At 73.6% G+C, this 26,609-nt stretch carries 22 protein-coding genes and 1 tRNA gene; 7 read left to right on the top strand and 16 right to left on the bottom strand.

The annotated features are described in order from the left end of the window. Positions 1-77 precede the first annotated feature (77 nt). Positions 78-1,553: a catalase gene (locus AMK13_RS05700; RefSeq protein ID WP_074001396.1), complete on the bottom strand. Its 1,476-nt coding sequence runs from the start codon at positions 1,551-1,553 to the stop codon at positions 78-80. A gap of 104 nt (positions 1,554-1,657) precedes the next feature. Here AMK13_RS05700 and AMK13_RS05695 point away from each other — a divergent pair, with 104 nt between their 5' ends. Further along, on the top strand, positions 1,658-2,071 hold the full coding sequence (locus AMK13_RS05695; RefSeq protein WP_049655052.1) for a Fur family transcriptional regulator: 414 nt from the start codon (positions 1,658-1,660) through the stop codon (positions 2,069-2,071). Between the two features lie 79 nt (positions 2,072-2,150). Here AMK13_RS05695 and AMK13_RS05690 read toward each other — a convergent pair whose 3' ends face one another. From AMK13_RS05690 to AMK13_RS05680, 3 genes are all read right to left on the bottom strand, one after another. After that, positions 2,151-4,127, bottom strand: coding sequence for a tetratricopeptide repeat protein (locus AMK13_RS05690; protein ID WP_158077675.1), 1,977 nt, complete (start codon positions 4,125-4,127; stop codon positions 2,151-2,153). A gap of 378 nt (positions 4,128-4,505) precedes the next feature. Continuing rightward, positions 4,506-4,579 (bottom strand) — tRNA-Met (locus AMK13_RS05685). Positions 4,580-4,655: 76 nt separating this feature from the next. Further along, complete coding sequence (locus AMK13_RS05680; RefSeq protein ID WP_074001563.1) at positions 4,656-7,616, bottom strand: UPF0182 family membrane protein; 2,961 nt, start codon at positions 7,614-7,616, stop codon at positions 4,656-4,658. A gap of 234 nt (positions 7,617-7,850) precedes the next feature. Between AMK13_RS05680 and AMK13_RS05675 the strand changes: the two genes are divergently transcribed. Beyond that, entirely contained in the window at positions 7,851-8,423 is a 573-nt protein-coding gene (locus AMK13_RS05675) for a PPA1309 family protein (protein ID WP_049655907.1), read from the top strand. 117 nt (positions 8,424-8,540) lie between these two features. Here AMK13_RS05675 and AMK13_RS05670 read toward each other — a convergent pair whose 3' ends face one another. From AMK13_RS05670 to AMK13_RS05655, 4 genes are all read right to left on the bottom strand, one after another. Then, entirely contained in the window at positions 8,541-9,650 is a 1,110-nt protein-coding gene (locus AMK13_RS05670) for a YlbL family protein (protein WP_049655905.1), read from the bottom strand. A gap of 42 nt (positions 9,651-9,692) precedes the next feature. Beyond that, positions 9,693-9,866, bottom strand: coding sequence for a hypothetical protein (locus AMK13_RS05665; RefSeq protein WP_234348548.1), 174 nt, complete (start codon positions 9,864-9,866; stop codon positions 9,693-9,695). Between the two features lie 285 nt (positions 9,867-10,151). Beyond that, entirely contained in the window at positions 10,152-10,592 is a 441-nt protein-coding gene (locus tag AMK13_RS05660; protein WP_241852763.1) for a molybdenum cofactor biosynthesis protein MoaE, read from the bottom strand. Positions 10,593-10,751: 159 nt separating this feature from the next. Then, positions 10,752-11,912, bottom strand: a complete 1,161-nt coding sequence (locus tag AMK13_RS05655; protein WP_107086545.1) for an NAD-dependent epimerase/dehydratase family protein — start codon at positions 11,910-11,912, stop codon at positions 10,752-10,754. A gap of 198 nt (positions 11,913-12,110) precedes the next feature. Here AMK13_RS05655 and AMK13_RS05650 point away from each other — a divergent pair, with 198 nt between their 5' ends. Together AMK13_RS05650 and AMK13_RS05645 are read left to right on the top strand one after the other, a co-directional pair. Then, positions 12,111-13,634, top strand: coding sequence for a zinc-dependent metalloprotease (locus AMK13_RS05650; RefSeq protein WP_074001562.1), 1,524 nt, complete (start codon positions 12,111-12,113; stop codon positions 13,632-13,634). Then, the gene (locus tag AMK13_RS05645) at positions 13,631-14,230 is read left to right on the top strand and encodes an NUDIX hydrolase (protein ID WP_049660410.1); all 600 of its coding nucleotides are present in this window, start codon (positions 13,631-13,633) and stop codon (positions 14,228-14,230) included. Before AMK13_RS05650 ends, AMK13_RS05645 begins: the two co-directional genes overlap by 4 nt. A 135-nt stretch (positions 14,231-14,365) precedes the next feature. On the opposite strand, the gene AMK13_RS05640 is transcribed toward AMK13_RS05645, so the two are convergent. Continuing rightward, positions 14,366-15,103 (bottom strand): M48 metallopeptidase family protein, encoded by a 738-nt coding sequence (locus AMK13_RS05640; RefSeq protein ID WP_079271877.1) that lies wholly within the window; start codon positions 15,101-15,103, stop codon positions 14,366-14,368. Positions 15,104-15,358: 255 nt separating this feature from the next. On the opposite strand from AMK13_RS05640, the gene AMK13_RS05635 reads away from it, so the two are divergent. Together AMK13_RS05635 and AMK13_RS05630 are read left to right on the top strand one after the other, a co-directional pair. Further along, positions 15,359-16,447 (top strand): ThiF family adenylyltransferase, encoded by a 1,089-nt coding sequence (locus AMK13_RS05635; RefSeq protein ID WP_158077674.1) that lies wholly within the window; start codon positions 15,359-15,361, stop codon positions 16,445-16,447. A 634-nt stretch (positions 16,448-17,081) separates the two neighbouring features. Next, a complete protein-coding gene (locus AMK13_RS05630) occupies positions 17,082-18,509 on the top strand; it encodes an ABC1 kinase family protein (protein WP_079271876.1) in 1,428 nt (475 codons plus the stop codon). Between the two features lie 183 nt (positions 18,510-18,692). On the opposite strand, the gene AMK13_RS46275 is transcribed toward AMK13_RS05630, so the two are convergent. The 4 genes from AMK13_RS46275 to AMK13_RS05610 form a co-directional block, all read right to left on the bottom strand. Beyond that, positions 18,693-19,091, bottom strand: coding sequence for a hypothetical protein (locus AMK13_RS46275; RefSeq protein ID WP_063780373.1), 399 nt, complete (start codon positions 19,089-19,091; stop codon positions 18,693-18,695). Further along, complete coding sequence (locus tag AMK13_RS05620; RefSeq protein ID WP_369808359.1) at positions 19,088-19,456, bottom strand: WhiB family transcriptional regulator; 369 nt, start codon at positions 19,454-19,456, stop codon at positions 19,088-19,090. The genes AMK13_RS46275 and AMK13_RS05620 overlap by 4 nt, the downstream gene beginning before the upstream one ends. A 170-nt stretch (positions 19,457-19,626) precedes the next feature. Next, on the bottom strand, positions 19,627-20,082 hold the full coding sequence (locus tag AMK13_RS05615) for a hypothetical protein (RefSeq protein ID WP_049659087.1): 456 nt from the start codon (positions 20,080-20,082) through the stop codon (positions 19,627-19,629). 259 nt (positions 20,083-20,341) lie between these two features. Beyond that, positions 20,342-22,510 (bottom strand): ATP-dependent DNA helicase UvrD2, encoded by a 2,169-nt coding sequence (locus AMK13_RS05610; RefSeq protein ID WP_074001561.1) that lies wholly within the window; start codon positions 22,508-22,510, stop codon positions 20,342-20,344. A gap of 263 nt (positions 22,511-22,773) precedes the next feature. On the opposite strand from AMK13_RS05610, the gene AMK13_RS05605 reads away from it, so the two are divergent. Continuing rightward, complete coding sequence (locus AMK13_RS05605) at positions 22,774-23,031, top strand: mycoredoxin (RefSeq protein WP_049660517.1); 258 nt, start codon at positions 22,774-22,776, stop codon at positions 23,029-23,031. A gap of 101 nt (positions 23,032-23,132) precedes the next feature. On the opposite strand, the gene AMK13_RS05600 is transcribed toward AMK13_RS05605, so the two are convergent. The 3 genes from AMK13_RS05600 to AMK13_RS05590 form a co-directional block, all read right to left on the bottom strand. Then, a complete protein-coding gene (locus AMK13_RS05600; protein WP_074001394.1) occupies positions 23,133-23,972 on the bottom strand; it encodes a GntR family transcriptional regulator in 840 nt (279 codons plus the stop codon). 210 nt (positions 23,973-24,182) lie between these two features. Further along, positions 24,183-25,124 (bottom strand): NAD(+) diphosphatase, encoded by a 942-nt coding sequence (nudC, locus tag AMK13_RS05595; protein ID WP_049656848.1) that lies wholly within the window; start codon positions 25,122-25,124, stop codon positions 24,183-24,185. 70 nt (positions 25,125-25,194) lie between these two features. After that, positions 25,195-26,598, bottom strand: coding sequence for a dipeptidase (locus AMK13_RS05590; RefSeq protein ID WP_074001393.1), 1,404 nt, complete (start codon positions 26,596-26,598; stop codon positions 25,195-25,197). Positions 26,599-26,609 lie beyond the last annotated feature (11 nt).

Raw genomic sequence — 26,609 nt, 5'->3', positions numbered from 1 at the left:
GCCGAGGCGTGCGCGGGCCCCGGTGACCTGTGGGAGCAGGTCACCGGGGCCCGCCGTTCTCGCCCGGGTGCGCGGGGCTACTGCTTGCGCAGCTCCCGGACCGCCGCGTCCAGCCGCTGCCCGAAGTCGGCGTCGGCCTTGCGGAAGTTGTCGACCGCCCGCTCCACGATGTCCTCGCGGTCGGCCGAGACCTTGGCGATAAAGCCCGCCAGGTTGGCGACCAGGCGCTGCTTCTCCTCCTCGGAGAACAGCCGGTAGAGGTCGCCGGCCTGCACGAAGTCGTCGTCCTCGGCGTGCGAGGGCGCGACGTGGTTGCCGGTGAGGCCGTCGACGGCGGTCGCGGCCCACAGCGGACGGCCGGTCTGCACCGGGCCGCCGAAGCTGTTCGGCTCGTAGTTCTTCTGCCGGCCGTGGCGGCCGTCGTACAGGTAGCCGTCCCGGCTGTTGGTGCGGGCCTCGGTGGCGTGCGGACGGTTCACCGGCAGGTGGTCGGCGTTGATGCCGACCCGGTAGCGGTGGGCGTCGGCGTACGCGAACAGGCGGCCCTGGAGCATCTTGTCCGGGGACGGGCCGATGCCGGGCACGAAGTGCGCCGGGGAGAAGACCGACTGCTCGACCTCGGCGAAGACGTTGTCGGGGTTGCGGTTGAGCTCCAGCTTCCCGATCTCGATCGGCGGGTAGTCGGCGTGCGGCCAGACCTTGGTCAGGTCGAAGGGGTTGAAGCGGTAGTTCGCCGCGTCGGCCGCCGGCATGATCTGGACCTGCACCGTCCAGCTGGGGAACTCGCCGCGCTCGATCGACTCGCGCAGGTCGCGCTGGTGGCTGTCCGGGTCCTCGCCGGCGAGGGTGTTGGCCTCGGCCTGGGTGAGGTTGCGGATGCCCTGGTCGGTCTTGAAGTGGTACTTGACCCAGAAGTGCTCACCGGCCTCGTTCTGCCACTGGTAGGTGTGCGAGCCGTAGCCGTTCATGTGCCGGTACGAGGCCGGGATGCCGCGGTCGCCGAACAGCCAGGTCACCTGGTGGGTGGCCTCGGGCGACAGGCCCCAGAAGTCCCAGACGTTGTCCGCCTCCTGCGAGCCGGTGTACGGGTCGCGCTTCTGGGTGTGGATGAAGTCGGGGAACTTGATGGCGTCCTTGATGAAGAACACCGGGGTGTTGTTGCCGACGAGGTCGTAGTTGCCCTCCTCGGTGTAGAACTTCAGCGCGAAGCCGCGCGGGTCGCGCACCGCGTCGGCCGCGCCGAGGTTGCCCGCCACCGTGGAGAAGCGCAGGAACGTCTCGGTCTGCTTGCCGACCTCGGAGAGGAACGCCGCCCGGGTCCAGGGCGTCAGGTCCGCGGTCACGGTGAAGGTGCCGTACGCGCCGGCGCCGCGGGCGTGCACCACGCGCTCCGGGATCCGCTCGCGGTTGAAGTGCGCGAGCTTCTCGAACAGCAGCTGGTCCTGGATGAGCGCCGGGCCCCCGGGGCCCGCCGTCTCGGTGTTCTGGTTGTCGGCGACGGGGGCACCCGCCTCCGTGGTCAGGGTCGGGCGCAGCTCGTCCTGGGTCGTCATGGGAGTGCCTCCGCGGTATCCGGTCGTGATGACACGATCCTAACTTGGACTTTGTCCAAGTCAATACTGGAACCAATCTCGGAGGGTGACCTACTCTGGAGGGCATGAGCGACCTGCTGGAGAGACTGCGCGCGAGAGGCTGGCGGCTGACCTCGCAGCGCCGGGTCGTGGCCGAGGTCCTGGACGGCGAACACGTCCACCTCACCGCGGACGAGGTGCACGCCCGCGCGACGACCCGACTGCCGGAGATCAGCCGCGCCACCGTCTACAACACGCTCGGCGAACTCGTCGCCCTCGGCGAGGTCCTGGAGGTCGCCGCCGACGGCCGCGCCAAGCGCTACGACCCCAACGCCCACCGCGCCCACCAGCACCTGATCTGCTCGGGCTGCGGCGCGATCCGCGACGTCCAGCCGCAGGGCGACCCGCTCGCCGCCCTCCCCGCCGCCGAGCGCTTCGGCTTCACCGTCACCGCCGCCGAGGTCACCTACCGCGGCCTGTGCCCGAACTGCCGCCCCTAGCCCGCCGGTTGCCCCCTGCCTCCCGGCTACCCCCAGCCGCCCCGGCCGAACCGCCGCCCCCAGCCGCCCGGTTGCCCCGCTACGCGCTCAACTCCGCGTTCAGCGCGCCCAGCAGCCGCCCGGCCCGCTCCGCCACCTCGGCCGGCCCGGAGTCGATCGCCCGCCGGCACCAGTTCTCCGCCTGCATCGGCTCCCCCCGGCGCAGCGCCAGCAGCGCCAGGCGCAGCGCCGCCCGGCCGTGCCCGGCGTCGGCGGCCCGGGTGTACCAGAGCATCGCCTCGGCCTCGCTGTCCTGCCGGGCCAGCAGCAGCCCCAGGTTGAACGCGGCGCTGCGGCTGCCCGCCTCGGCGGCCCGCCGGTACCAGCTCTCGGCGATCTCCAGCGCCCCGCGCTCGGCCGCCCGCACACCCATCCGCACCTGCGCCCGGCGGTGCCCGGCGTCGGCCGCCAGCGCGTACCAGTGCTCGGCCTCGGCGTCCGCGTCCCCGCGCCGGTCCAGCAGCGAGGCCAGCCGGAACGCGCCCTCGGCCGAGCCGCCGGCCGCCGCCTGCCGGTAGCGCTCCAGCGCCCCGCCCAGGTTGCCGCGCTGCTCCTGGACGACCGCGAGCTGCAGGGCCGCCTCGCCGTGCCCCTCGGCCGCGGCCCGCGCGTACCACTCCTGGGCCTGCTGCTGCTCGCCGCGCCCGGCGTGCAGCACGCCGAGGTTGAACGCCCCGTCCACGCTGCCGGCCTCGGCCGCCTTGGAGAACCAGGGCTGGGCACCGGACTCGTCGCCGCGCTGCAGCAGCACCACGGCCAGCGCGTTGCAGGCCTCCCGGTGCCCGGCGTACGCGGCCCGGCGGTACCACTGCTCGGCCTGCTGCTCGCGGCCGGTGCCGGCGCAGAGCAGGCCGAGATTGAAGGCGCCGTTCTGGTCGCCCGCGTCCAGCGCGGCCCGGTACCAGCGCTCGGCCGCGGCGGCCTCGCCGCGGCTCGCGTGCAGCGCCCCCAGCGCGTTGGCGGCGTTGCCGTCCCCGGCCTCGGCGGCCTCCTGCCACCACTCGGCGGCGGCCGCCAGGTCCCCGGAGTCGCGCAGCAGGAAGCCCAGCGCGCAGGCCGCGCGCGGCTCCCCGTTCTGCGCGGCCTGCCGGTACCAGCGGGCCGCCTCGTCCAGCAGCGACCGGTCGGCGCGGGCCCGCTCCTCCAGCAACACGCCCAGGCGCAGCGCGGCGCGGGCGTGGCTGCGGGCGGCGGCGGTGCGGTACCAGGTCTCGGCGGTCTCCTTGTCCCCGGCGGCCTCGCGCATCCGGGCCAGCCGGTAGGAGGCCTCCCGGTGCCCGGCGTCGGCGGAGACCTTGAACCAGCGCTCGGCGCGCACGTCCCGCCGGTGCTCCATCAGGTCGCCCAGGGCGTAGGCGCCCAGCGGGTGGCCGTGGTCGGCGGCGTAGTGCAGCCAGTACTCGGCGGCCTCCTCCTCGCCCTGGTCGCGCAGTTGCAGCCCGAGCGCGTGCGCGGCCGGCGCGCTGCCGGCCACGGCGGCCTGGCGCCACCACTGCCCGGCCTCGGCGCGGTGGCCCTGCTGGTGCAGCAGCACGCCGAGGTTGTTGGCGGCGGCGCGCACCCCGGCGGCCGCGGCGGCGCGCAGGTAGGGCTCGGCGTCCTCCAGTTCGCCGCGGCGCAGCAGCAGGGTGCCGAGCCGGCAGGCGGCGTCCGGGTCGCCGCCGTCGGCGGCCTGCCGGTGGCGGGCCTCCAGCGCGGCGGACTCGCGGGCGGCGAGGGCGGTCTCGAAGCTGGTCGAGTCGAGGCCGGCCGGGTCGATCGCGGCGCCGGCGCCCGGCTCCCCGCCGGACTGCTCCCCGTACGCGCCGACGGCGGCGGCGAACTGACGGGTCGACACGTGGACGAGGCTGTCGGGCCCGTAGCCCTGGGTCGGGGGGCGCTCGGACAGTCCGCTGGTGCGCTGGGCGGGCAGGGCTCCGGGGTGGTTGGCCGTACGCTCGGCGCTCTCCGCCCAGGCGTCGGTGTCCGCCTCGGCGGCCGCCGAGGACCTGGCGCCTGACTTGCCGATCAGCCTCATGCCGACTCCCGCTCCCCCAGAGTGTCGCGGCATCGTGCCCCGGCGTGCGTCCGGGGGGACTCCCAGGGGAGGCGCCGGACCCGACGGCCGGTCAGCGGCCGCGCACCGTCCCCCATGTGTCCCATCGTCGCATCACCCAGTACCCGCGTACACCTGCCCCGGCCGAATTCCGGCGGGGCCGACCCGAAGCCGACGAAATTGCTTCGGCGCTTTGTCGATTTCCCGACACGTCAACCCCACAAACCCCGTTGCCGTCCTCCTTGGCGACGGTCGATAGTACCGGAGCGGTTCCCGCCGCTTCCGGACGAGAACGGCCCGGGAGCGGCGCGGGAAACACCAGAGGCCCGGAGGAAGAATCCTCCGGGCCTCTGGCCTTTGTAGCGGGGACAGGATTTGAACCTGCGACCTCTGGGTTATGAGCCCAGCGAGCTACCGAGCTGCTCCACCCCGCGTCGGTGGTTAAACCATAGCACGGGCGCGGGGTGGAACGGAAAACGGTTACCGCAGCTCAGCGGCCGCCTCCGCGGACTACGGCTGCGGGCTGGGCGATCCGCCGCCGGTGGCGCCCGGGGCGGGAGTGCCGGCCGGGGCCGGCGCCGGGCTGCCGCCGCGGGCCGCCTCCGCGGCCTTCAGGGCGTCGCCGAGCGCCTTCTGGGCGTTGCCGTAGGCCACCCAGTCGCCGTTCTTGAACGCGGTCTGGCTGTCGCCGTACGCCTTCTCCGCGTCCGAGAGCGCCTTCTGGAGCTCCGGCGAGATCGTCCCGCCCGGCGCCGGCGTCGCCGGTGCCGTCGGGGTGGTGGTCGGAGCGGTCCCGGTACCCGGCGTGGACGGCACGATCGGGGTGGTCGACGGGGGCGCCCCGCCGAACACCTTCTTCAGCGCGGCCTCCAGGGTGTCCTCGAACGCCACGTTGTCGTCCCCGTACACCGCCAGGACCTTCTGCATCGTCGGGTACTTGGCACCGCGACCGCGCACGTACACCGGCTCGATGTTGAGCAGCCCGCCGCCGACCGGCAGGGTCAGCAGGTTGCCGTACTCCAGCTCGGCGTCCCCGCCGCTCTTCAGGGCGAAGATCTGGTTGGCCACCTCCTGGCGGGAGTTGAACTTCGACTGCACCAGGCCGGGGCCGGGGGCGCCGCTCTCGCCCGTCATCTTCAGGATGCGGATCTTCCCGTAGTCGTCCCCCGGGTCCGCGTTGACGGCCATGAAGGCCGCCAGGTTGGGCCGCTGGTTGGGCACGAAGGTGCTGGTGAGCGAGAAGTTCGCGGTGTTCGTGTCCGGCATCCGCACCGTCACGTAGTACGGCGGCTGGACCTGCTTGGTGTCGCTGCTCGGGTCCACCGGGACCTGCCAGATGTCACTGCCGTTGAAGAAGGAGTTGGCGTCGGTGACGTGGTACTGGCCGAGCAGGTCGCGCTGCACCTTGAACATGTCCTGCGGGTAGCGCAGGTGCGGCAGCAGCGTCTGCGGGATGTCCGCCTTCGGCTCGACGGTGCCCGGGAAGGCCTTCATCCAGGTCTTCAGGACCGGGTCCTTGTCGTCCCACTGGTAGAGCTTCACCTCGCCGGTGTAGGCGTCCACCGTGGCCTTGACCGAGTTGCGGATGTAGTTGACCTGGTTGGCGGCGGTCAGCAGCTCACCGCGCTGGTTGGTCAGCGAGTCCTTGGTGGCGGCGCCCAGCGTCGTCTTCGAGGAGAACGGGAAGCCGTCCGAGGTGGTGTAGCCGTCCAGCACCCAGACCACGCGGCCGTCCTGCACCACCGGGTACGGGTCGGCGTCGATCGACAGCCACGGCGCGACCTTCTCCACCCGCTCCTTCGGCGTGCGGTTGTAGATGACCTTGGCGCCGTCGGTGATGGCCCCCGCGTAGAGGATCTGCGGCTCCGTGAAGCGCACCGCGTACGCGGCCCGGGTCAGCGGGTTGTCCAGCGAGACGCCGCTGCCGCCGGAGTAGGTGTACTCGGCGTTCTGGCCGGTCTTGGGATCGGTGTAGTCGATCTCCTTGTTGGCGCCGCCGACGATCGAGTACGTGGTGGTCTTCTCGCCGTAGTAGATCCGCTGCTGGTAGTCGCCCAGCGTGCCGGTGGCCGGCAGGCCCGACTCGGTGAACACCGGCTGGCCCTTGTCGTCGACCTGGTTGCCCTTGGCGACCACCGCGCCGTAGCCGTGGGTGTACTTGAAGTGGTCGTTGATCCAGTTGCGCTGCACGCCGTTGAGGTCGAGCTCACGCAGGCCGATCACGCTGTCCTGCTTGTCCTGCCCGGTGCCGTAGCGGTCCACGTCCAGCGTGTTCGGGAAGGCGTAGTAGTTGCGCTGCTGCTCCAGCGACTGGAACGCCGGCGAGACGACGTTCGGGTCCAGCAGCCGGATGTCCGCGATGGTCTGCGCGTCCGGCTTGAGCGCGTCGGCGTTGGTCGTGCCCTGCGGGGTGTACTGGGTGGTCTGCGCGTCCGCGATCCCGTACGCCTGGCGGGTGGCGTCGATGTTCTTCTGGATGTACGGCGTCTCCTTCGCCTGCTCGTTCGGCTTGACCTGGAACTGCTGCACGATCGCCGGGTACAGCCCGCCGATCAGCACCGCCGACAGCACCATCAGCCCCAGGCCGATCAGGGCCGGGGCCCAGGTGCGGCGGATCGGGGTCAGGAAGAACAGCACCGCGCAGATGATCGCGACGAAGAACAGGATGGTCTTGGCCGGCAGGAACGCGTTGGCGTCCACGTAGCGCAGACCCGTCCAGCCCGAGACGCCCTTGTACGAGCCGGTCTTCACCGCCAGCGCGTACCGGTCCAGCCAGTACGCGACGGCCTTCAGCAGCACGAACACGCCCAGCAGCACCGCCAGGTGCCCCTGCGCGCCCGCGCTCGCCCGGCGCCCCGGGCCCTGCAGCCGCAGCCCGCCGTACAGGTAGTGCACCAGCGCCGAGGTCAGCAGCGAGACGATCACCGCGCTGAACGCGAAGCCCAGCACGAACTCGTAGAACGGCAGGTCGAAGGCGTAGAACGAGACGTCCATGCCGAACTGCGAGTCCTTCTCACCGAAGGAGGTCGAGTTCGTCCACATCAGCCAGGTCCGCCACTGGCCCGAGGCCGCGGCGCCGGCCACCAGGCCGATCACCAGCGAGACCCCGATCAGCGCCCAGCGCTTGAACGGCGCCAGGCCCGACCGGTAGCGGTCCAGGCTCTGCTGCTCCACCGACATCGCCGACAGCGGCGGCCGCAGCCGGTGCGCCAGCCAGATGTTGAAGCCGACGATCACCGCCATCAGCAGGCCGAACACCCCGAACAGGCCGATCTTCGTCCACAGCTGGGTGGTGAACACCGAGGAGAAGTGGACCGACCTGAACCACAGCCAGTCCGTCCAGAAGCCCGCGAACATGACGAACAGCAGGAAGAGCACCGCGAGCACGCCCAGGGTCAGCAGGGCCACCCGCGCCCGCCGGGAGGGCGGGCCTACCCTGCGCCGGAAACCCGGCCCTGAGCGTTCGGGCATCTGGAAGACCACGGTGGCACCTCGGCTGTGTCGTCTGAATGGGGTCGGTCGTCAGAGCAACTTAACCAGGCTTTGGCCGAGTTCCCACCGTTAGCAGACGGTTACGACGGCCGCCCGCCGCCGACCGTCCCCGCCACGGCTCCCCCGGCCCTCCCGACGGCCCGCGACGACCCCCCGACCGCCCCCGGCGGCCTTCCGGCGAGCGCGCCCCGCCCGGCGTGTGAGGATTGAGGCATGTCCGACGCGTCTGATCTGAACAACTCCCCCGACGACGTCTCCAAGCTCCCGGCCGCCACCCCGCTGACCCGGGCCGCGCTGGAGATCGACGAGTACGCCTCCACCCTCGGCTGGGACCTCCCGGCCCGGCTGTTCGCCCTGGTGGACAGCGCCGCCCTGCGCAAGGCCAACCCGAAGATCGCCAAGCAGCTCGGCCTCGCCGACGGCGACGAGCCCGGCCTGACCCCGATCGAGCAGGACGAGCTGCCGGCCGGCATGGAGCTCGACAAGTTCCTCGGCACCATCGCCTGGCCCGACTCCGTGGCCGGCTGCGCCCTGGTCGTCGAGCGCCTCATGCTGCCCCCGGGCGCCGAGCAGTCCCGCCCGCGCGGCGCCTCCGACGCCCAGCTCGCCGAGTGGGTGGCCAACCACCCCAAGCGCGAGGAGGTGCGGATCACCGCCGCGGTGCTCCGCGGCGGCAAGAAGGAGATCGCGCTGCGGCTGCGCTCCAAGGACGTCGCCCGCGAGGTGCTGACCGGCCCCGACCTGGTGCCCGGCCTGACCGACGCGCTGCTGGCGACCTTCGCCTGACACCTTCCCGCCAACGTTCCCGGGCGGCCGCCCCGGCGGCTGCCCGGCAGGCCCCGTGCCGACGGCCCGACCGCTGCCCGGCCGCTGCCCGGCGGCTGCCCGGTGACTACCCGGCCGCTACTTGGCGGCGCAGGACGGCAGCGCGGAGGTCTGCCCGGAGCGGACCTGCTCCAGCGACTTCAGCGCGCTGTCCAGCGTGTCCGTCTTGATCAGGGTCAGCCCGGACGGGACGTTCTTGGTGGCCTCGGCGCAGTTCGAGGACGGGGTGAAGAAGTACTCGGCACCGGCGTCCCGGGCGGCGATCAGCTTCATCGAGATGCCGCCGATCGGCCCGACCTTGCCGTCGTCGTCGATGGTCCCGGTGCCGGCCACGAACTTGCCGCCGGTGAGGTCGCCGCCCGGGGTGAGCTTGTCGATGATGCCGAGCGAGAACATCAGCCCGGCGCTCGGGCCGCCGACGTCCTGCAGCCCGATGTCGATCTGGAACGGGTAGGTGTGCCGGATCCCGGTGCCGATGCCCACCACCGCGAGCTCCGCCCGCTCGGCGGGGGCCTTCGGGTCGAGGTCCTTGGCCCGGACGGTCGGGACGGTGACGTCGGTCTTCCCGCCCGCCGTGGCGACGCCGTTCGCGTCCTTGACCCGCGGCACGACGGTGAAGACCGCCGACTCGCCCGGCTTGTGCTTGGTGACCGCCGCGACCACCTGCTCGACCGAGCCGGCCGGGACGCCGTCCACGGCCACGATCTGGTCGCCCGCGTGCAGCCGGCCCTCGGCCGGGGCGCCCGCGGTGACCGACTTCACGATCAGCTCGCTGCCGACCGGCACGCCCAGCTGCTTGAGCGCCGCGGTGCGGGCGCTGTCCTCGGAGGAGGCGAACTCCTCGGCGTTCTGCTTCTTGGCGTCCGCGTCCGACTGCCCCTTGGGGTAGACGTTGTCGTGCGGCACCACCAGCACGTCGTCCCGCAGCCAGCCGACCACCGCGTTGACCAGGCTGGGCTCGTACTTGGCCCCGGTGACCTGGACGGTGGTCATGTTGAGGTGCCCGGTCGTCGGGTACGACTCGTGCCCGCTGATGCTGATCACCGGCTTGCCGCCCTGGTTGCCGAGCGTGTTGTACGTCGGCCCCGGGCTCATCTCCGTGTACGGCACCTTCATCAGCACCGAGACGCAGAGCAGCGCTATGAGCAGCAGGGTGGCAGCGAGCATCGTCGCGGAGCGGCGTGGCATGCCTCGACAGTACGGGACGTGCCTGAAGCGGCGCCCGCCGGGCTACCGGCCGGAGCCCTCACCCGGGGCGGCGGCGCCCGCGGTGGTGCGTTCCATCGCGGCCATGAAGCGCCGGTGTTCGGCGAGTGAGGCCGGATCGCCGGTGGCCCGCGGGGCCCGCTGGGCCCACCCCGCCCAGAGGGCGGCGACCAGGACGGCGACAACCGGAATGATCAACCAGGCGAGCACACCCATACCAGCACTCCCAGCTCGTCGTGTCTATGAGCAGATTAACCACTCCGGCGGACAACGCGGCCGGCGCCGTCCGGGTTACGGGACGGCCGATCGGCTCACTTCCAGGGAGTATCCGGAGCGCCGGCACGGACCCGTTGGAGTGAGACCGCGGCGCGCCTGACCCGACGGACGCGCGAGGTGTGCCGTTCGGTTCCGACCGGCTCGGTGCCCTCGCGTCCGGTTCCGTGCCGTCCGGTCCGGTCCGGTTCCGTCGGGTCCGGGCCGGCCTCAGCAGTCGCCGGCGCCGACCCACTCCTCCGCGCCGTCGGAGAAGACCTGGTGCTTCCAGATCGGCACCTCGTGCTTGAGGTCGTCGATCAGCCGGCGGGCGGCCGCGAAGGCCTCGCCGCGGTGGGCGCAGGAGACGGCGACGATCACGGCCTTGTCGGTGATCTCCAGCCGGCCCACCCGGTGGACCGCGGCCAGCGCCCGGACCGGGAAGTCCGCGGCCACCTTCTCGGCGACCCGGCGCAGCTCCTGCTCGGCGGTGGGGTGGCAGCTGTACTCCAGCGCGGAGACCGACTTGCCGCCGTCGTGGTCCCGGACCGTCCCGACGAAGACGGTGGTGCCGCCGGCCGCGTCGTCGCCGACCGCCTCGTACACCTCGTCCAGCGAGAGCGGGGTGTCGCGGATGGCGAGCAGGCGGATGGGGTCGTGGTTGTCGGACATGACCCCATGATTCCCCATCCGGGACGCTCCGGGGCAAGTGCTTTCCGCACCGCGGTTCCAGAATTTCGCATCGTGAGAAATCGAGGGAGAGCGCCGCCCGCCGGCCGGGCCCCGCCGTCCGGCACCGGCCGATCGGAACCGGCACTCAGGACCGGCCGCTCAGAACCGCCGCCGCTTGCGGGCCCGGCGCACCAGCGCCGCCGTACCGACCAGCGCCACCGTCGCCCCGGCCGCCCCCAGGCTGGTCGCCGCCTCCTTGCCGCCCAGCCGGCGCCCGGCCACCGCGTGCTTGCCGGACACCTGCTCCAGCAGCTCGGCCAGCACCTGCTCGTTGGTGTGCGCCGGGCGCCAGCCCGCCTCGTGCAGCCGGCTGCCGGACACCACCCACGGGTACATCGTGTACGCCAGGTCCCCGGCCGGGGCCGGGGTCAGGCCCAGCCGGTGCAGCCGCGCGGCCGTACCGAGCGCCAGCGAGGCCGGCAGCTCCATCCGCCGGATCCCGGACAGCCGCTCCACGTCCTCCTGCTCCAGCCAGCCGTCGCAGCCGACCGTCACCTCGCCCTCGACCAGGCCCAGCGCCGCGTACTCCAGCGCCGCCGCCAGGTCGTCCACGTGGCAGAACTGCCAGCACGGCCGGGAGCCGGCCACCACCAGCAGCCGGGGCGCCTCGAAGTGCCGGGTCAGCACGGTGTCCACGCCGGGGCCCACCACCACGGCCGGGCGCAGCACCGTCACCTGCAGGCCCGGGTGGGCGCGCGGCGCCCGGCGGGCCAGCCGCTCGATCTCCAGCAGGTCCCCGACCAGCGAGGCCTCCTCGGTGGCCCGCAGCTCGGAGTCCTCGGCCAGCGGCACCTCGTTGTCGGCCAGCGCGCCGTAGACCATCGCCGAGGTGCACAGCACCACGCGGTGCACCCCGGCGGCCGCGGCCGCGGTCAGCACCGTCTGGGCGCCGCGCACGTTGTAGGCGCTGCGGGCCCGGGCGTCCGACTCCATGCCGAAGTCCATCGCCAGGTGCACCACCACGTCGACCCCGGCCAGCCGCTCGGCCACCGCCGGGTCGCGCACGTCGAGGACCCGCCACTGCACGCCGGGCACGTCGCCGCGCCGGTCGTCCACCGCGAGGACCTTCCGCACGTGCGGCGAGGCCACCAGCCGGGCGGCGACCCGCTCGCCCAGCACCCCCGCGGCGCCCGTGACCGCCACGGTCAGGGGCCGTCCGCCGTAGGCTGGAGGCGGCGACGCCGTGGTGTCCGACGCGTCCTCTCCTCCGGTCTCTCCTCCGGTCAGCCCAGAGCGAACGTCCGAGGGCGGGGAACTCACCGGCCATCCTCCACGGTTAGCTTTATGTGCGTACGGACGTGTGTCACGTACGTCCATCCTGCCCGAGGCGAAGGCCCGGTGGTGCACCCGGCGCGGGCCTGCCGCGCGGGAGCCGCCCCGAGTCCCCCACTCCGCCGCCGCCCCGGGCGCAGACTTTCCCGCCACACCCGCATGACGGCCGACCGGATCGAGGACCCCGTGAGCGACCTTCCCTTCGGATTCGGCGTTCCGCCAGAGGAGCCCGAGGACGGCAAGGCCAAGCCCGACGACGCGCAGAAGAAGAAGGACCAGGAGCAGTCCGACAGCGGCCCCCAGCCGTTCGGCTTCGGGAGCGGCAACCCCTTCGGCGCGCTCTTCGGCATGCCCGGCGCCCCGGGCGGCCCCGGCGGCGCCGGTGCCGACAACCCCTTCGCCGCGATGTTCGGCGGCATGAACCCGGGCGACCTCGGCGCCGCCTTCCAGCAGCTCGGCCAGATGCTCTCCTTCGAGGGCGGCCCGGTGAACTGGGACCTCGCCACGAACATCGCCCGCCAGACCGTGGTCGCCGAGCCCGCCGAGGGCAAGAGCAAGGACCGCTCGGTCAGCGCGGCCGAGCGCTCCGCCGTCGCCGAGGCCGTCCGCCTGGCCGACCTGTGGCTCGACGGCTCCACCGAGTTCCCCTCCGGTGCCGGCACCGCCGTCGCCTGGAGCCGCGCCGAGTGGATCGAGGCCACCCTCCCGGTCTGGAAGGACCTGGTGGACCCGGTCGCCGAGCGGGTCGGCAACGCCATGGGCGGCGTCCTGCCCGAGGAGATGCAGGCCATGGCCGGCCCGCTGATGGGCGTGATGCGCTCGATGGGCGGCGCCATGTTCGGCACCCAGATCGGCCAGGCGCTCGGCGCGCTCGCCGGCGAGGTGGTCGGCTCCGCCGACATCGGCCTGCCGCTCGCCCCGGCCGGCAAGGCCGCGCTGCTGCCGCAGAACGTCGCCGAGTTCGGCGAGGGCCTGAGCGTGCCCGCCGACGAGGTCCGGCTCTACCTCGCCCTGCGCGAGGCCGCCCACCAGCGGCTCTTCGCCCACGTGCCGTGGCTGCGGGCCCACCTGCTGGGCGCCGTCGAGGCCTACGCGCGCGGCATCAAGGTCGACACCTCCCGGATGGAGGAGCTGGTCGGCCAGCTCGACCCCACCAACCCGGAGGCGCTCCAGGAGGCACTGGCCGGCGGCCTGCTCCAGCCCGAGGACACCCCCGAGCAGAAGGCCGCGCTCGCCCGCCTGGAGACGGCGCTCGCGCTGGTCGAGGGCTGGGTCGACGCCGTCGTGCACGCCGCCGCCGAGCCGCACCTGCCGCAGTCCGGCGCGCTGCGCGAGACCGTCCGCCGCCGCCGCGCGGCCGGCGGGCCCGCCGAGCAGACCTTCGCCACCCTGGTCGGCCTGGAGCTGCGCCCGCGCCGACTGCGCGACGCCTCCCGGCTCTGGGCGCTGCTCGCCGACGCCCGCGGCATCGAGGGCCGCGACGCGCTCTGGGAGCACCCGGACATGCTGCCCACCGCCGCCGACCTGGACGACCCGGACGCCTTCGTCCACCGGGGCTCCGCCGACGACCTGGAGGGCGGCATCGACTTCGACGCGCTCGACAAGCTGCTCGGCGAGGCCGCGGCCGGCAAGCCCGACCTCACCAAGAAGGACGAGCAGCCGAAGACCGACGAGGACGGCACCGACGGGAAGGGCGAGCCCACCGCATGACGGCCACCGAGACGCCCGCCACCGAGACCTCCTCCGGCCTGCACGCGGACGCCGTCCGCGCGCTGAGCGGGTGGCGGCCCGCCGACCAGGACCAGGAGCGGCTGCGGCTCGACTATCTGGAGCACCTCGCCGCGCGGCCCGACGGCCTGTACCGCTCCTGCCTGCCCGCGCACATCACCGCGAGCGCGGCGGTCGTCGACCCGGCCGCCGGGCGGGTGCTGCTGACCCTGCACCCCAAGGTCGGCATGTGGCTCCAGATGGGCGGGCACTGCGAGCCCGGCGACCGCGACCTCGCCTCGGCCGCGCTGCGCGAGGCCGTCGAGGAGTCCGGCATCCCCGACCTGGTGCTGCTGGAGAGCGGCGGCACCCCGGTGCCGGCCAAGCTGGACCGGCACCTGGTGCGCTGCGCCGGCAAGGACCGGCCGGAGAACACCCACCTGGACGTCCAGTACATCGCGCTGGCCCCGGCCGGCGCCCAGGCGCTGATCAGCGAGGAGTCGCTGGACCTGCGCTGGTTCGACTACGACCGGCTGCCGGAGCTCACCGACCACTCGGTGCGCGACCTGGTGGCCCGGGCACGGCAGCTGACCGGCTGAGGTGCGACACCGGAAGGGGGCGCGGGCCACATCGGCCCGCGCCCCCTTCCGTCGTTCCTACGGTCGGACGGCCCGCCCGTGGCTCCCGCGCTGCCCCGGCCCTGACACCACCGCGACTCCCGCTCCGCCGCGGCGTCAGTCGCAGGAGGCCGCCTGATCGGGCCCGGTCGGGCCCGGGGCGGCGTGCCGGGCGCCGGGGATGTGCGGCAGCCGGGCCGCGGAGACCACGCCCTCCAGGTAGCCGCGGGCCCGCTCGGTCCGCGGGTAGGCCTCCAGCAGCGCCCAGAACGCCGGGCCGTGGTCCGGCACCAGCAGGTGCGCCAGCTCGTGCAGCAGCACGTAGTCCAGCACGTACTCCGGCATGCCCTGAAGACGGTGGGAGAGGCGGATCGTCCCCTCGCTGGGGGTGCAGGAGCCCCAGCGGGAATTCTGGTTGGTGACCCAGCGGACCTGACTGGGCCGGGCGCGGTCGTCCAGATAGGAGGCCGACAGCTCGCGGGCCCGGGCCATCAGGGCCTCGTCCCCGGGGATCCGCCGGGACTCCTGGGCGGCGAGCTTCTCCAGCATCTGCGCGACCCAGCGCTGCTCCTCGGCGTGCGACATCCGGGCCGGGATCAGCACGATGGTGCGGTCGCCCTCGCGGTAGGCGGAGACGGTACGGCTGCGGCGGGCGCTGCGGCGCACCTCGACCCGGCTGCGGTCGTGCGCCTCGGGGGCCGTGGCACCGGCGGGCGGCGGCTGCGACGGGGCCGGCCTCGGCTGCTGCCGCTGGTCCGGGCGCCCGCGCGTGTTCGGCGCCGCGACCTGCGACCCGGACGCTGCGGGGGCACGCCGACGCGACGCCGGTGGATGGGAGTCCCGCTCGGCTGCCATGGCACACGACGTTACCCGGTACCACGGACAGAAGTCCGCTGCCATGGCCGGAATCTTTCATGGAGCGATCGGGAACGAAAAGTCGACGGGGGGTGTCCGGAAAGCGACATCGGGGAGGATGGCCAGTTATCCACAGGGCGTGCGAACGGATGGGGTGATCATAAGCACAGACCTGTGGATAACTCTGCGCACGACATCGGCGCGATGGGGCAAGCTGCGGTCAGCCGTCCGGAAACGATCGGAAGGAAGATCGTCGTGCGCCTCGCCCTCAAGCCCGCGCTGTCCCGCAGCTGGCGGGACTCGGAGACCCTGCAGTTCGGCACCGTCACCCGGTTCGCCGGGGTGCTCGGCAACGCCGACAAGACCCTCTGCGACTTCCTCGCGCTGCTCGACGGGACGCGCGACCGACCGGAGCTCCTGAACGAGGGAGAACGCATCGGGCTCGGCCGCGAACCGGCCGACACCCTGCTCACCGGCCTGGAGGAGACCGGCCTGCTGGACGACGCGGAGGCCGGCCGCCGCGCGCTGGCCCGCTTCCCCGCGCAGCAGCGGGACCTGCTCGAACCGGACCTCGCCTCGCTCTCCCTGGTCCACTCCGGGCCGGGCGCCGCACCGGCGGTCCTGGGCCGCCGGGCCGACGCGCGGATCGAGGTGCGCGGCGCGGGCCGGGTCGGCGCCGCCGTGGCGGCGGTGCTCGCGGCGGGCGGCACCGGCACGGTCACGGTCGCGGACACCGGCCGGGTGAAACCCGGCGACTGCTCCCCCGCCGGGCTGCCGCCCGGGGACGTCGGCCGGCTGCGCTCGACGGCGGCCCGGGAGGCCGTGCAGCGCGCGGCGGGGCGGCCACCGGCGCCCGTGCCCCGCCGCCGGCCCGGGGACCCGCCACCGGACTTCGTGGTCCTCGCGCCCCGGGACGGCAGTGCCGCCTTCGCGGGCGGGACGTACGAGGCCCGGCTGCTGCTGCGGGCCGGGGTGCCGCACCTCTACGTGGGCGTGGTCGAGGAGTTCGGCGTCATCGGGCCACTGGTGATCCCCGGGATGTCGGCCTGCGGGCACTGCCTGGTGCTGCGGCGGGAGGACGAGGACGCCGCCTGGCCGAGAGTCCTGGCCCAGCTGGCCGACGGAGGGCCCGGCCGGGCCCGTACCCCGGCCTGCGACACGGCGCTCGCGACGGCGGTCGCCGGCCTGGCGGCCCTGCACATCCAGGTGTTCCTGGACGGCGGGCGCCCACCGAGCGTGGACGGCTGGTGCGAGGTCTCGGCCGGGGACGGCATGCCACGGCGCCTGCGGCTGCGCGGGCACCCGGACTGCGGCTGCCTCTGGCAGCCGCTGCCCCCGGGGTGAGGAACGGAGGAGGAGGAGAAGAACGAGTCTGACGGGAGCAGGCCCGGCGGCTGCACGGCTCGGCAGCCTCCGGCCTCCCCACGGGACCACGGGCACCCACCCGGCCGTACGAGCCGATGGCCGGGGTGGGCCCGCCGTCCCGACGAACCCCCGGCCGGGGCCGACAAGCCCCACGGGCGGGTGCGAGGCCTCCCATGGCCTGTGCCCTGCCCCGGGCAAGGCACAGGCCATGGCACGGCACCGGCACCGGCACGGGCACAGACCGGGCACGGACCGGCAGAGAGGACGGGGCGCCACCGCTCGGGGTACGAGGTGGGTGGGTGGGTTGTGGGTGCGGTGGGTGGTGGGCGGTGGGCGGTGGGTGGGGAGGGGGGAGGGGGAGGGGCCCCGGGGAAGAGGGAAGCGAGCAGCATCACAACACTGCGCAGGAAGTCGGCCGAGCCGACTTCCTGCGCAGCAACCACCTGCCCCCACCCCCGCCCTCCCCGGACCAAGCCGCCCAACTCCCCGCAAAGGGAGGCCACTCTCCGCCCCGCCCCACGGAATTCCGAGGGGCACGCAGCAGGGAGCGGGCACAATGGCGTAGAGATGGTCGGCCGTCCGGAACCGGGGGGCCAGGGAATGGAGGCCCGGGGTGAGCGATCTTCCGCGCAAGGCAGTGACCCGCACGGCACGGCTCGCCGCCCTGCCGCTGGGGATAGCCGGTCGCGCCACGCTCGGCCTGGGCAAGCGGATCGGCGGCCGCTCCGCCGAGGTGGTCACCGCCGAGCTCCAACAGGCCACCGCGGACCAGCTGTTCAAGGTCCTCGGCGAACTCAAGGGCGGGGCGATGAAGTTCGGGCAGGTGCTGTCCGTCTTCGAGGCCGCGCTGCCCGAGGAGGTCGCCGGGCCGTACCGGGCGGCGCTCACCAAGCTCCAGGACGCCGCTCCCCCGATGCCCGCCGCCAAGGTGCACACCGCGCTCGCCCAGCGGCTCGGTGACGACTGGCGCGGGCTGTTCCGGGAGTTCGACGACCGGCCCGCGGCCGCCGCCTCGATCGGCCAGGTGCACAAGGCGGTCTGGCACGACGGCCGCACGGTCGCCGTCAAGGTGCAGTACCCGGGGGCGGGGGACGCGCTGCTCGCGGACCTCTCGCAGCTGAGCCGGGTGGCCTGGCTGCTGGGCCCGCTGATCCCCGGGCTGGACATCAAGCCGCTGATCACCGAGCTGCGCGAGCGCGTCTCGGAGGAGCTGGACTACGAGCTGGAGGCGCAGGCCCAGCGCCGCCACGCCGAGGAGTTCACGGACGACCCGGACATCGTGGTGCCGGGCGTGGTGGCCCAGGCCGACCAGGTGCTGGTCACCGAGTGGATGGGCGGCACCCCGCTGGCCGAGGTGATCGCGGGCGGCACCCAGGAGGAGCGCGACCGCGCCGGGCAGCTGCTGGCCCGGTTCCTGTTCGCCGGCCCGTCCCGGACCGGCCTGCTGCACGCGGACCCGCACCCGGGCAACTTCCGGCTGCTGAAGGACGACGGCCCGGTGTCGGGCTGGCGGCTGGGCGTGCTGGACTTCGGCACGGTGGACCGGCTGCCCGGCGGGCTGCCGGCCCCGATCGGGGCCTCGCTGCGGATGGCGCTGGCCGGGGACGCGGCGGGCGTGCTCCGGATGCTGCGCGAGGAGGGCTTCGTGAAGCCCTCGGTCCGGCTGGACCCGGACGCGGTGCTGGACTACCTGCTGCCGATCATCGAGCCGGCCGCGGTGGAGAACTTCCACTTCACCCGGACCTGGATGCGGGCCCAGGCGGCCCGGATCGCCGACCCGCGCTCGCCCGCCTACAACCTGGGCAAGCAGCTGAACCTGCCGCCCGCGTACCTGCTGATCCACCGGGTGACGCTGAGCACCATCGGGGTGCTCTGCCAGCTGGGCGCCAAGGCGCCGTTCCGCGCGGAGATGCTGGAGTGGCTGCCCGAGTTCGCCGGGCGGCCGTCGGCAGAGCGCGCGGAACCCGCCAACCCCACGAAGCCCGTGAAGCCCGTGAAGCCCGCCAGGACCGCCGAACCCGCCCGGGTCCGCAAGGACTGACCCCCACACCGCGACAACGGCCGCAGGCCGCTCCCCCGACGACGGGGAGCGGCCTGCGGCACGACGGGGGTGGTTCAAGGTCCGACGGCGAACCGGTGTCCGGCCGTGGACCGGAGCCGGCGGGGGCCTGTCGAGGACGGGCCCTCCGGACCGACGGGGCCCTGCTTCAGCGCTGTATCAGCGCTACATCAGCGCGACGGCGAGCGCCTTGCGGGCGCGCATCGAGGCCCGCTCGGCCCGCTGCCTGAGCTTGCGGGCCCGGGCGACCCGGCTGACGAGCCGTTGGTTCTCGGCCTCGTGCAGCCTGTCTTGCATATGGGCACGGGCCAGGGATTCGTGGAGGAGTTGCATCTCGAGGATCCTGTTCTGGGTCTGACGTTCGGTGGCCTGCTCGGCGCGGGCGGTGGGATCGACGGCGGCGGGGTTCATGTCGTGGTCCTGCTCGTGGTGCTTGCTCGGGGACGTGATGCGGGCTGCGGCGTCGGCCTTGGCGGCGGCGATCCGCACGGATCGGCGGAGGGCGCTGTCCAGCGGGGGCTGCTCTCCCCGGCGGACGACCCTGGCCTCGTGGGCGGGGTTCATGCCATGACCTCGGTCTTGCGCGGACGGCCACGGGGACGCTTGCGCGCCACCACGACGCCCTGGACGAACAGCTCGCCACCCCAGACGCCCCACGGCTCGCGCCGCTCCAGGGCGCCGGCCAGGCAGGCCTCCTTCACCGGGCAGGTGCCGCAGAGCGACTTCGCGTACTCGACGTCGGCCGGCGTCTCCGCGAAGAAGACCTCGGGGTCGAAGGCGCGGCAGGGGATGGGGAGACCGAGGGACTCGGCCTGCTCGATCGAGCTGAGCTGCATGGAAGGAACCTCCGGGGGGTCGGCCTGGTCGGCCTTGGTGATCTGGCTTGTCGGCGGTACGGACGGGGTGGGCGGTGTGATGACCGTGGACACTGTGGGCGTCTTCCTCGTCTTTTCTCAGTGGTTCCGGCCCAGGTGACTGGTGGTGCTGGGCCGGAGGCCCCAGAGGGCCTGGGTGGTCTTGCGTACCGGACAAAACAGAAGGGCCGCGGATCCCGGTGTGACGGGTTCCGCGGCCCTGGAGGTGCCGACCTGAGGCTGGCTCAGGTTCGTTCTCTCCAGGGTTCAGGGCCGCGGAAGGCCTGCATCCGGATGGCCTCGGCGCCCGTGAAGGCGGCCATGGCCTGGTTAATCTGCTGCTCGTTCTGCTTCTGGGCGTTTCCGGCACCGACGACCTGCGCATAGCCGCCATGCATGGCGGCGGCTACTGCTGCCTTCGGTGCCTGGGTCGGTCGCTCGTCGCGCAGGGAGCACGACGTACCGAACGACGCCCAGTCACGGGACAGACCGGTCTCGACAAAGGTGCCTTCGAAGCTCCTGCCGCCCGTGAGGCACAGATCAGTGTGTCCAAGACCACTGACAACGGGAGCGGAGACACCGGTGGTGTCGAGACCCAGACCGGTTCCACCGAGCTCGGCGAGCGCCCGCAGACGGGCGGCACGCAGGGAGGCAGCGACAACGGTCTGGCCAGTCATTTTGGTGATCATGATGTTTCCCACTGTCTTCGCCTCCTCTCGGCGTCTCGCGGAGCCTGGTCTCCCTGGCTCCGAATGTTCGGATGTCTGTCTCGGTAAAGCTCTCGGGCGAGGGGCATCGGCACAGGTTTCACCCCGTGCGACCGCGTCCCCTTGACCGCTCCGGCAGGCTATTGCGCTCCCGGTACGCGGCGCAAACTATTTTTCACGCGAGTTCTTCGGCACGTCACACGACGGGTTCCGAAACCCTCGGAGCGGCCCCTGGGACCGCGCTCGGACCTGCTCAGGCCTGATCGGCCGGACCGCCGTCCTCGACGTCGTCCGGATCCTCCTCGGGCTCCTCCCCCGCACACAACGAGAGCACGGCGGCCCCGTACTTGTCCAGCTTCATCGCGCCGACCCCGGAGATGGCCGCCAGCTCACCGCGGCCGGCGGGCACGTCCTCGGCGATCGCCATCAGCGTGGCGTCGGTGAACACCACGTAGGCCGGCGCGCCCTGCTTCTTCGCCTGCCGGGCCCGCCACTCGCGCAGCCGCTCGTACAGCCCCTCGTCCATCGTGGACGGGCAGCTCTCGCAGCGGCGCAGCTTGCGCTCGACGGCCTCGGTGAGCACCTTGTCGCAGACCCGGCACTTGACCGGTCCGCGGGCCCGCCGCCCGGCGGAGCGCTCGCCGGGCTCGACGCCCCCCCGCCCGCCGCGCGCGCCGGTGCGCGCGCCCGGGGCGGCGGAGCCGGGGCGCAGCCCGTCCAGGAAGCGGGTCGGCTTGCGGCTGGCCCGGCCGCCCGGGGAGCGGGAGAGCGCCCAGGAGAGGCTGAGGTGCTTGCGGGCCCGGGTGACGCCGACGTAGAGGAGGCGGCGTTCCTCCTCGACCTGCTCGTCGGTCTTGGCGTAGATGATCGGCAGGGTGCCCTCGGTGAGGCCGACCAGGAAGACGGCGTCCCATTCGAGGCCCTTGGCGGCGTGCAGCGAGGCGAGCGTGACGCCCTCGACGGCCGGGGCGTGCTGGGCCGCGGCCCGGGCGTCCAGCTCGGCGACGTAGGCGGCGAGGTCGGTGGTCTGGCCGGCCGCGGTGCGGGTGCGCTCGAACTCCTCGGCCAGCCGGACCAGGGCGGCCAGCGACTCCCAGCGGTCCCGGACGGCGCCGGAGCCGGCCGGGGGGTCGGCGGTGAAGCCGCGGGTGGCCAGGACCGCGCGGACCTGGCCGGCCAGGTCGGGGGCGTCGTCGGTGAGCGGGTCGGAGGCGGCCCGGGCGGCGCCGCGCAGCAGCACGCCGGCGTCCCGGACCTCGGGGCGCTCGAAGAACCGTTCCGCGCCCTTGAGCTGGTAGGGCACGCCGAGGTCGGCGAGGGCCTGCTCGTAGACCTCGGACTGGCCGTTGGTGCGGAACAGCACGGCGATCTCGCTGGCGCGCACCCCGGCGGCGAGCAGGTCCTTGATCCGGCGGCCGGTGGTCTCGGCCTCGGTGGGCTCGTCCTCGTACTCGGTGTAGACCGGCTCGGGGCCGGCCTCGCGCTGGGAGACGAGCTCCAGGCGGTGCCGGGCGGCCTCGCCGCGCGCCTGGGCGAGCAGTCCGTTGGCGAGGTGGACGACCTGGGGGGTGGAGCGGTAGTCGCGGACCAGCTTGACCACCGTCGCCTCGGGGTGCCGGGTGCGGAAGTTGAGCAGGTAGTCGGGGGTGGCGCCGGTGAAGGAGTAGATGGTCTGGCTGGCGTCGCCGACGACGCAGAGGCTGGCGCCGCCGTCGGGGCCGGTCCACCGGTCGAGCAGGCGCTGCTGGAGCGGGGAGACGTCCTGGTACTCGTCGACGGTGAAGTGCCGGTACTGGGAGCGGACCTGGTCGGCGATGTCCGGGCGGTCCTCCAGGATGGCGGCGGTGAGCAGCAGGACGTCCTCGAAGTCCATGCTGCCGCGGCGGCTCTTGGCCTCCTCGTAGACGCGGTAGACCTGGGCGGTCTCGGCCGGGTCGCGGGGGGCCTCGCGGCCGGACTTGGCGACGGCCGCGGGGTAGTCCTCGGGGGCGATCTGGGTGACCTTGGCCCATTCGATCTCGGCGGTGAGGTCGCGCAGTTCGGTGCGCTGGACGCGCAGGCCGCAGCGGCCGGCGGCCTCGGCGACGAGCTGGACCTTGCGTTCCAGGAGCTGGGGGACGGGGCCGCCGACGGCGCGCGGCCAGAAGTACTGGAGCTGGCGCAGCGCGGCGGCGTGGAAGGTGCGGGCCTGGACGCCGTCGGCGCCGAGCTGGCGCAGCCGGCCGCGCATCTCGCCGGCGGCGCGGGCGGTGAAGGTGACGGCGAGGACCTGCTGGGGGTGGTAGACGCCGCTGCGCACGCCGTAGGCGATCCGGTGGGTGATGGCGCGGGTCTTGCCGGTGCCGGCGCCGGCCAGGACGCAGACGGGACCGTGCAGGGCGGTGGCGACGGCGCGCTGCTCGGGGTCGAGCCCGGCGAGCACCGCGTCCGGGCCCGTGTCGGCACCGGGGTCGGCCCAGGGGGAGCCGTGGGGGCCGTCGTAGGGGCTGCCGCTCAAGAGGTCTTCCTGCATGCGTTCCATCCTCTCAGCCCGGGGGGACATCGCGGACGGGGTTGTCCACAGGCCCGGTGCGATCGCAGGATGATCACTCCGCGCGACGGTCGACGGCGCTCCGGAATGTCCGCCGCCCGGTGGACGTTCCTGCCGGTGACCGTACGCCCCCCTCTTTCGAAGGAGCCCCCTCGATGTCCGGCACCGTGACGATGTACAGCACGACCTGGTGTGGGTACTGCAACCGACTCAAGAGCCAGCTGGACCGTGAAGGCATCGGCTACACCGAGATCAACATCGAGGAGGACCCGGCGTCGGCGTCCTTCGTCGAGTCGGTGAACAACGGGAACCAGACCGTCCCGACGGTGCTGGTGACGCCGGTGGGCGGCGGCGAGCGGGTCGTGATGACCAACCCGAGCCTGCTGCAGGTCAAGAAGGCCCTGGCGTCCTGACCCCACCGGGTCCACACCCGCCGGGCGCGAACCCGCCGGGCCCGGGCCCGACCGGCCCCGACCCGGGCCCCGCGGGCCCGGGCCGCCGGGGCCGGCGCGCGTCACGGCGCGTCGGCCCGGGCCGGGTCGACGGGCGCGGCGGGCGCGGGCAGGGTGGTGCGGGCGCCGAGGTCGCCGACGCCGTAGACGAGCCGGCTGCGGTCGGCCGAGTAGCGGGTCTCGATGACCCGCACCGGCCCGCGCCGGTCGTAGGTGACGCGGGTCTGCACCATGAGCGGCACGCCGGGGCCGCCCTGGAACCACTGGGCCTCCTCGGGGCCCGGCATCCGCGCGACCAGGTGGTCCACCGCGCCGATCTCGGTGCGTCCGAGGGTGGCGAGCACCGCCTCGTCGCCGCCCTCGACGGGGTCGGGCTCCATCAGCGGGGTGCCGGCGGCGAGGCCGGCCCGGTAGTGGCTCTCCTCGATGGAGTACGGCTCGCGGTCGAGCAGCCGCAGCTGGCGGCGGACCACGATGGCCTCGCCGGGGCGCAGCCCGAGCCGTTCGGCGATGTCCACCCGGGCCCGGACGATCATCATCTCGAAGTCGGTGCCGAGTTCCCGCCCGGCTTCGGCGGCCTCGCCGAGGTAGACGTCGGAGGGCGCGGCGAGGCAGTCGCGCGGCGCGGGGGTCAGGCCGGGGCCGTAGGCGCGGTGGTCCAGGACGGGGTGTTCGCGCAGGTACGTGCCCTTGCCCTGGAGGCGGACCAGGCGGCCCTCGTTGACCAGGACGTCGACGGCGAGCCGGACGGTGTTGCGGGCGACGCCGTACTGGCGCTCCAGTTCGCTCTCGACCGGCAGGGCGGCGTCGGCGGTGAACTCGCCCTCGGCGATCCGGCGGCGCAGGTCGGCGGCGAGGCGCTGGTATTTGGGGGATTGGGCGGTGCCCCGGGGGATTGTCACCCTCGTGAATGTAGCGAGCGCGGTGAGCCGGTATCAGCCGTTTCCGGCAATATCGTCCGAGCGGGTTGAATGCGCCCCCGCGCCGACCCCTCCCGGTAGCAGAACTGGCCCGTCCGGATACGAACAGCTGGTCGTGGTGAATTCGGGAAGGGGTTGGAGAGAAAAAGGGGGGCGCATGGAATTGACCACGCGCCCCCCTTTCGTCCTGGATTACCAGCGCGCCGCCGAGGGCAGCGGCTCCCCGTACCAGAGCTCGACCAGGTGCCGGGCGATCGAGATGCCGGACGGCGGCAGGATCTCGCCCGCCTCCATCCCGGCGCGCAGCTCCTCGCGGGAGAACCAGCGCGCCTCGGCCAGCTCCTCGCCGTCCACGGTGATCTCGGTGCCGCCGGGCAGCGCCCGGCCCAGGAAGCCGAGCATCAGGCTGGACGGGAACGGCCAGGGCTGGCTGGCCACGTAGCGCACCTCGCCGACCTTGACGCCCGCCTCCTCGTGCACCTCGCGGGCCACCGCCTGCTCGATCGACTCCCCCGGCTCGACGAAGCCGGCCAGCGTCGACCAGCGGCCCTCCGGCCACAGCGCCTGGCGGCCGAGCAGGCAGCGGTCCTGCTCGTCGGTGATCACCATGATCACCGCCGGGTCGGTGCGCGGGTAGTGCTCGGCCGCGCAGGAGGTGCAGCGCCGCACGTGCCCGGCGCCGGCCTTCTCGGTCGGGTGCCCGCAGCGCGAGCAGAAGCTGTGCAGCCGGTGCCAGTGCTCCAGCGCCACGGCGTGCACCAGCAGCCCGGCGTCCCGGTCGGACAGCAGCCCGCCGACCTCGCGCAGCCCGGCCGGCCGGGCGTCGCCGTCCAGCCGCCCGGGCAGGCTCTCGCCGGCCAGCGCGAAGTACGAGACGCCGTCCTGGTCGGTGCCGAGGAAGTACCGGTCGCCGGTCTGCGGGGCCTCGAAGGAGGGCATCAGCACGAGTTCGGTGCCCTGCGCGGTGTCGACCACGAACGCCTCGCCGCCGGCGATCGGCAGGACCCGGGTGTTCGGGTGGCTCCAGGCGGCCGCCAGCCAGGGCTCGTCGAGGCGGTGCTCGGCCGCCCGGTCCACCCCGGACCGGGCCAGGGCCAGGGGCAGCGGGCGCTCGGTCTCAGGCACGGTGCTCACGTCTGTTCCATCCCCACGTGGTGAATCATCCGGATGAGTGATCTGGCTGCCATGGTGCGTGCGGTGGGCGTCATGCCCCCGGCCGGAAGTTCTCGGCCAGGTCGCCCCAGAGGTACGCGGCCGTCTCCACGCCCTTGGCCAGCAGGTCCAGCTCGACCTTCTCGTTGACCGAGTGCCAGCCGTCCGAGGGCACCGAGATGCCGAGGAACAGCACCGGCGCGCCCAGCGCGTCCTGGAGGTCGGCGGCCGGGCCGGAGCCGCCCTCGCGGGTGAAGAGGATCTTCTGCTCGAAGGCCCGCCCCATCGCCCGGACGGTGGACTGGAGCGCCGGGTGGTCCAGCGGGGTCAGGCAGGGCCGGGTCGCGCCCGGGAAGACCAGCTCGTACCGGACGCCCTCGGGCACCCGCCCGGCCACCCAGTCCCGCACCGCCTCGCGGACCTTCTCCACCTCCTGCCCGGCGACCAGCCGGAACGACAGCTTGAGGTGCGCCGAGGCGGGGACGATGGTCTTGCCGCCGGGGCCGGTGTAGCCGCCCCAGATGCCGTTGACCTCGGCGGTCGGGCGGGCCCAGATCCGCTCCAGGGTGGAGTAGCCGGCCTCGCCGCGGGTGCCGTACGACTTGGCGACCCGCAGCCACTGCTCCTCGTCGAAGGGCAGCTCGGCGAACAGCTCGCGCTCGGTCCCGGTCAGCTCGACGACGCCGTCGTAGAAGCCCGGGATCGCGACCCTGCGGTCGGCGTCGTGCAGGGCGGCGGCCAGCTCGGCCGCGACCTGGGCCGGGTTGGGGACGGCCCCGCCGAAGGAGCCGGAGTGGATGTCGGTGTCCGGCCCGTACAGGTCGATCTGGGCGTCGGCCAGGCCGCGCATGCCGGTGCAGACGGTCGGCGTGGTCGCGGACCACATGCCGGTGTCCGAGATGACGACCACGTCGGCGGCCAGCCGCCCGGCCTCGCGCCGGACCAGGTCGGCGAAGTTCGGCGAGCCGGACTCCTCCTCGCCCTCGATCAGCAGCTTGAGGTTGACGGCCGGCGCGGTGCGGCCGGTGGCGGCCAGGTGGGCGCGCACCCCCAGGGTGTGGAAGAACACCTGGCCCTTGTCGTCGGCGGCGCCGCGCGCGTACAGCCGGCCGTCGACCACGGTCGGGGTGAACGGCTCGGTGTCCCAGCCGTCCTCCCGGGCCGCGGGCTGCACGTCGTGGTGCCCGTAGACCAGGACGGTCGGCGCGGACGGGTCCCCGGAGGGCCACTCGGCGAACACCGCCGGCAGTCCGTCGGTCTCCCACACCTCGGCGACCGGGAAGCCGGTCTCCCCCAGCTTGGCGGCCAGCCACTCGGCCGAGCGCCGCACCTCGCCGGCCCGGGCCGGGTCGGCGGAGACGGAGGGGATGGCCAGCCACTCGGAGAGGTCGGCGAGGAACGCGGCCTGGTGCTGGTCGATGTAGGAGCGGACGACGCTGTCCGGGGTTCTCGTCATACCGACGACTG

The organism is Streptomyces sp. CB02056 (assembly GCF_001905545.1).
Taxonomy (GTDB): domain Bacteria; phylum Actinomycetota; class Actinomycetes; order Streptomycetales; family Streptomycetaceae; genus Kitasatospora.
This window is presented reverse-complemented; position numbering and strand designations above follow the sequence as displayed.

What these genes read in the sequence shown, in the direction of transcription:
- AMK13_RS05605 (WP_049660517.1), top strand. Translation starts at nt 22,774, where the DNA reads ATGTCCGGCACCGTGACGATGTACAGCACGACCTGGTGTGGGTACTGC.
- AMK13_RS46275 (WP_063780373.1), bottom strand. Translation starts at nt 19,091, where the DNA reads ATGAACCCCGCCCACGAGGCCAGGGTCGTCCGCCGGGGAGAGCAGCCC.
- AMK13_RS05680 (WP_074001563.1), bottom strand. Translation starts at nt 7,616, where the DNA reads ATGCCCGAACGCTCAGGGCCGGGTTTCCGGCGCAGGGTAGGCCCGCCC.
- AMK13_RS05660 (WP_241852763.1), bottom strand. Translation starts at nt 10,592, where the DNA reads ATGTCCGACAACCACGACCCCATCCGCCTGCTCGCCATCCGCGACACC.
- AMK13_RS05590 (WP_074001393.1), bottom strand. Translation starts at nt 26,598, where the DNA reads ATGACGAGAACCCCGGACAGCGTCGTCCGCTCCTACATCGACCAGCAC.
- AMK13_RS05670 (WP_049655905.1), bottom strand. Translation starts at nt 9,650, where the DNA reads ATGCCACGCCGCTCCGCGACGATGCTCGCTGCCACCCTGCTGCTCATA.
- AMK13_RS05700 (WP_074001396.1), bottom strand. Translation starts at nt 1,553, where the DNA reads ATGACGACCCAGGACGAGCTGCGCCCGACCCTGACCACGGAGGCGGGT.
- AMK13_RS05675 (WP_049655907.1), top strand. Translation starts at nt 7,851, where the DNA reads ATGTCCGACGCGTCTGATCTGAACAACTCCCCCGACGACGTCTCCAAG.
- AMK13_RS05690 (WP_158077675.1), bottom strand. Translation starts at nt 4,127, where the DNA reads ATGAGGCTGATCGGCAAGTCAGGCGCCAGGTCCTCGGCGGCCGCCGAG.
- AMK13_RS05645 (WP_049660410.1), top strand. Translation starts at nt 13,631, where the DNA reads ATGACGGCCACCGAGACGCCCGCCACCGAGACCTCCTCCGGCCTGCAC.
- AMK13_RS05640 (WP_079271877.1), bottom strand. Translation starts at nt 15,103, where the DNA reads ATGGCAGCCGAGCGGGACTCCCATCCACCGGCGTCGCGTCGGCGTGCC.
- AMK13_RS05695 (WP_049655052.1), top strand. Translation starts at nt 1,658, where the DNA reads ATGAGCGACCTGCTGGAGAGACTGCGCGCGAGAGGCTGGCGGCTGACC.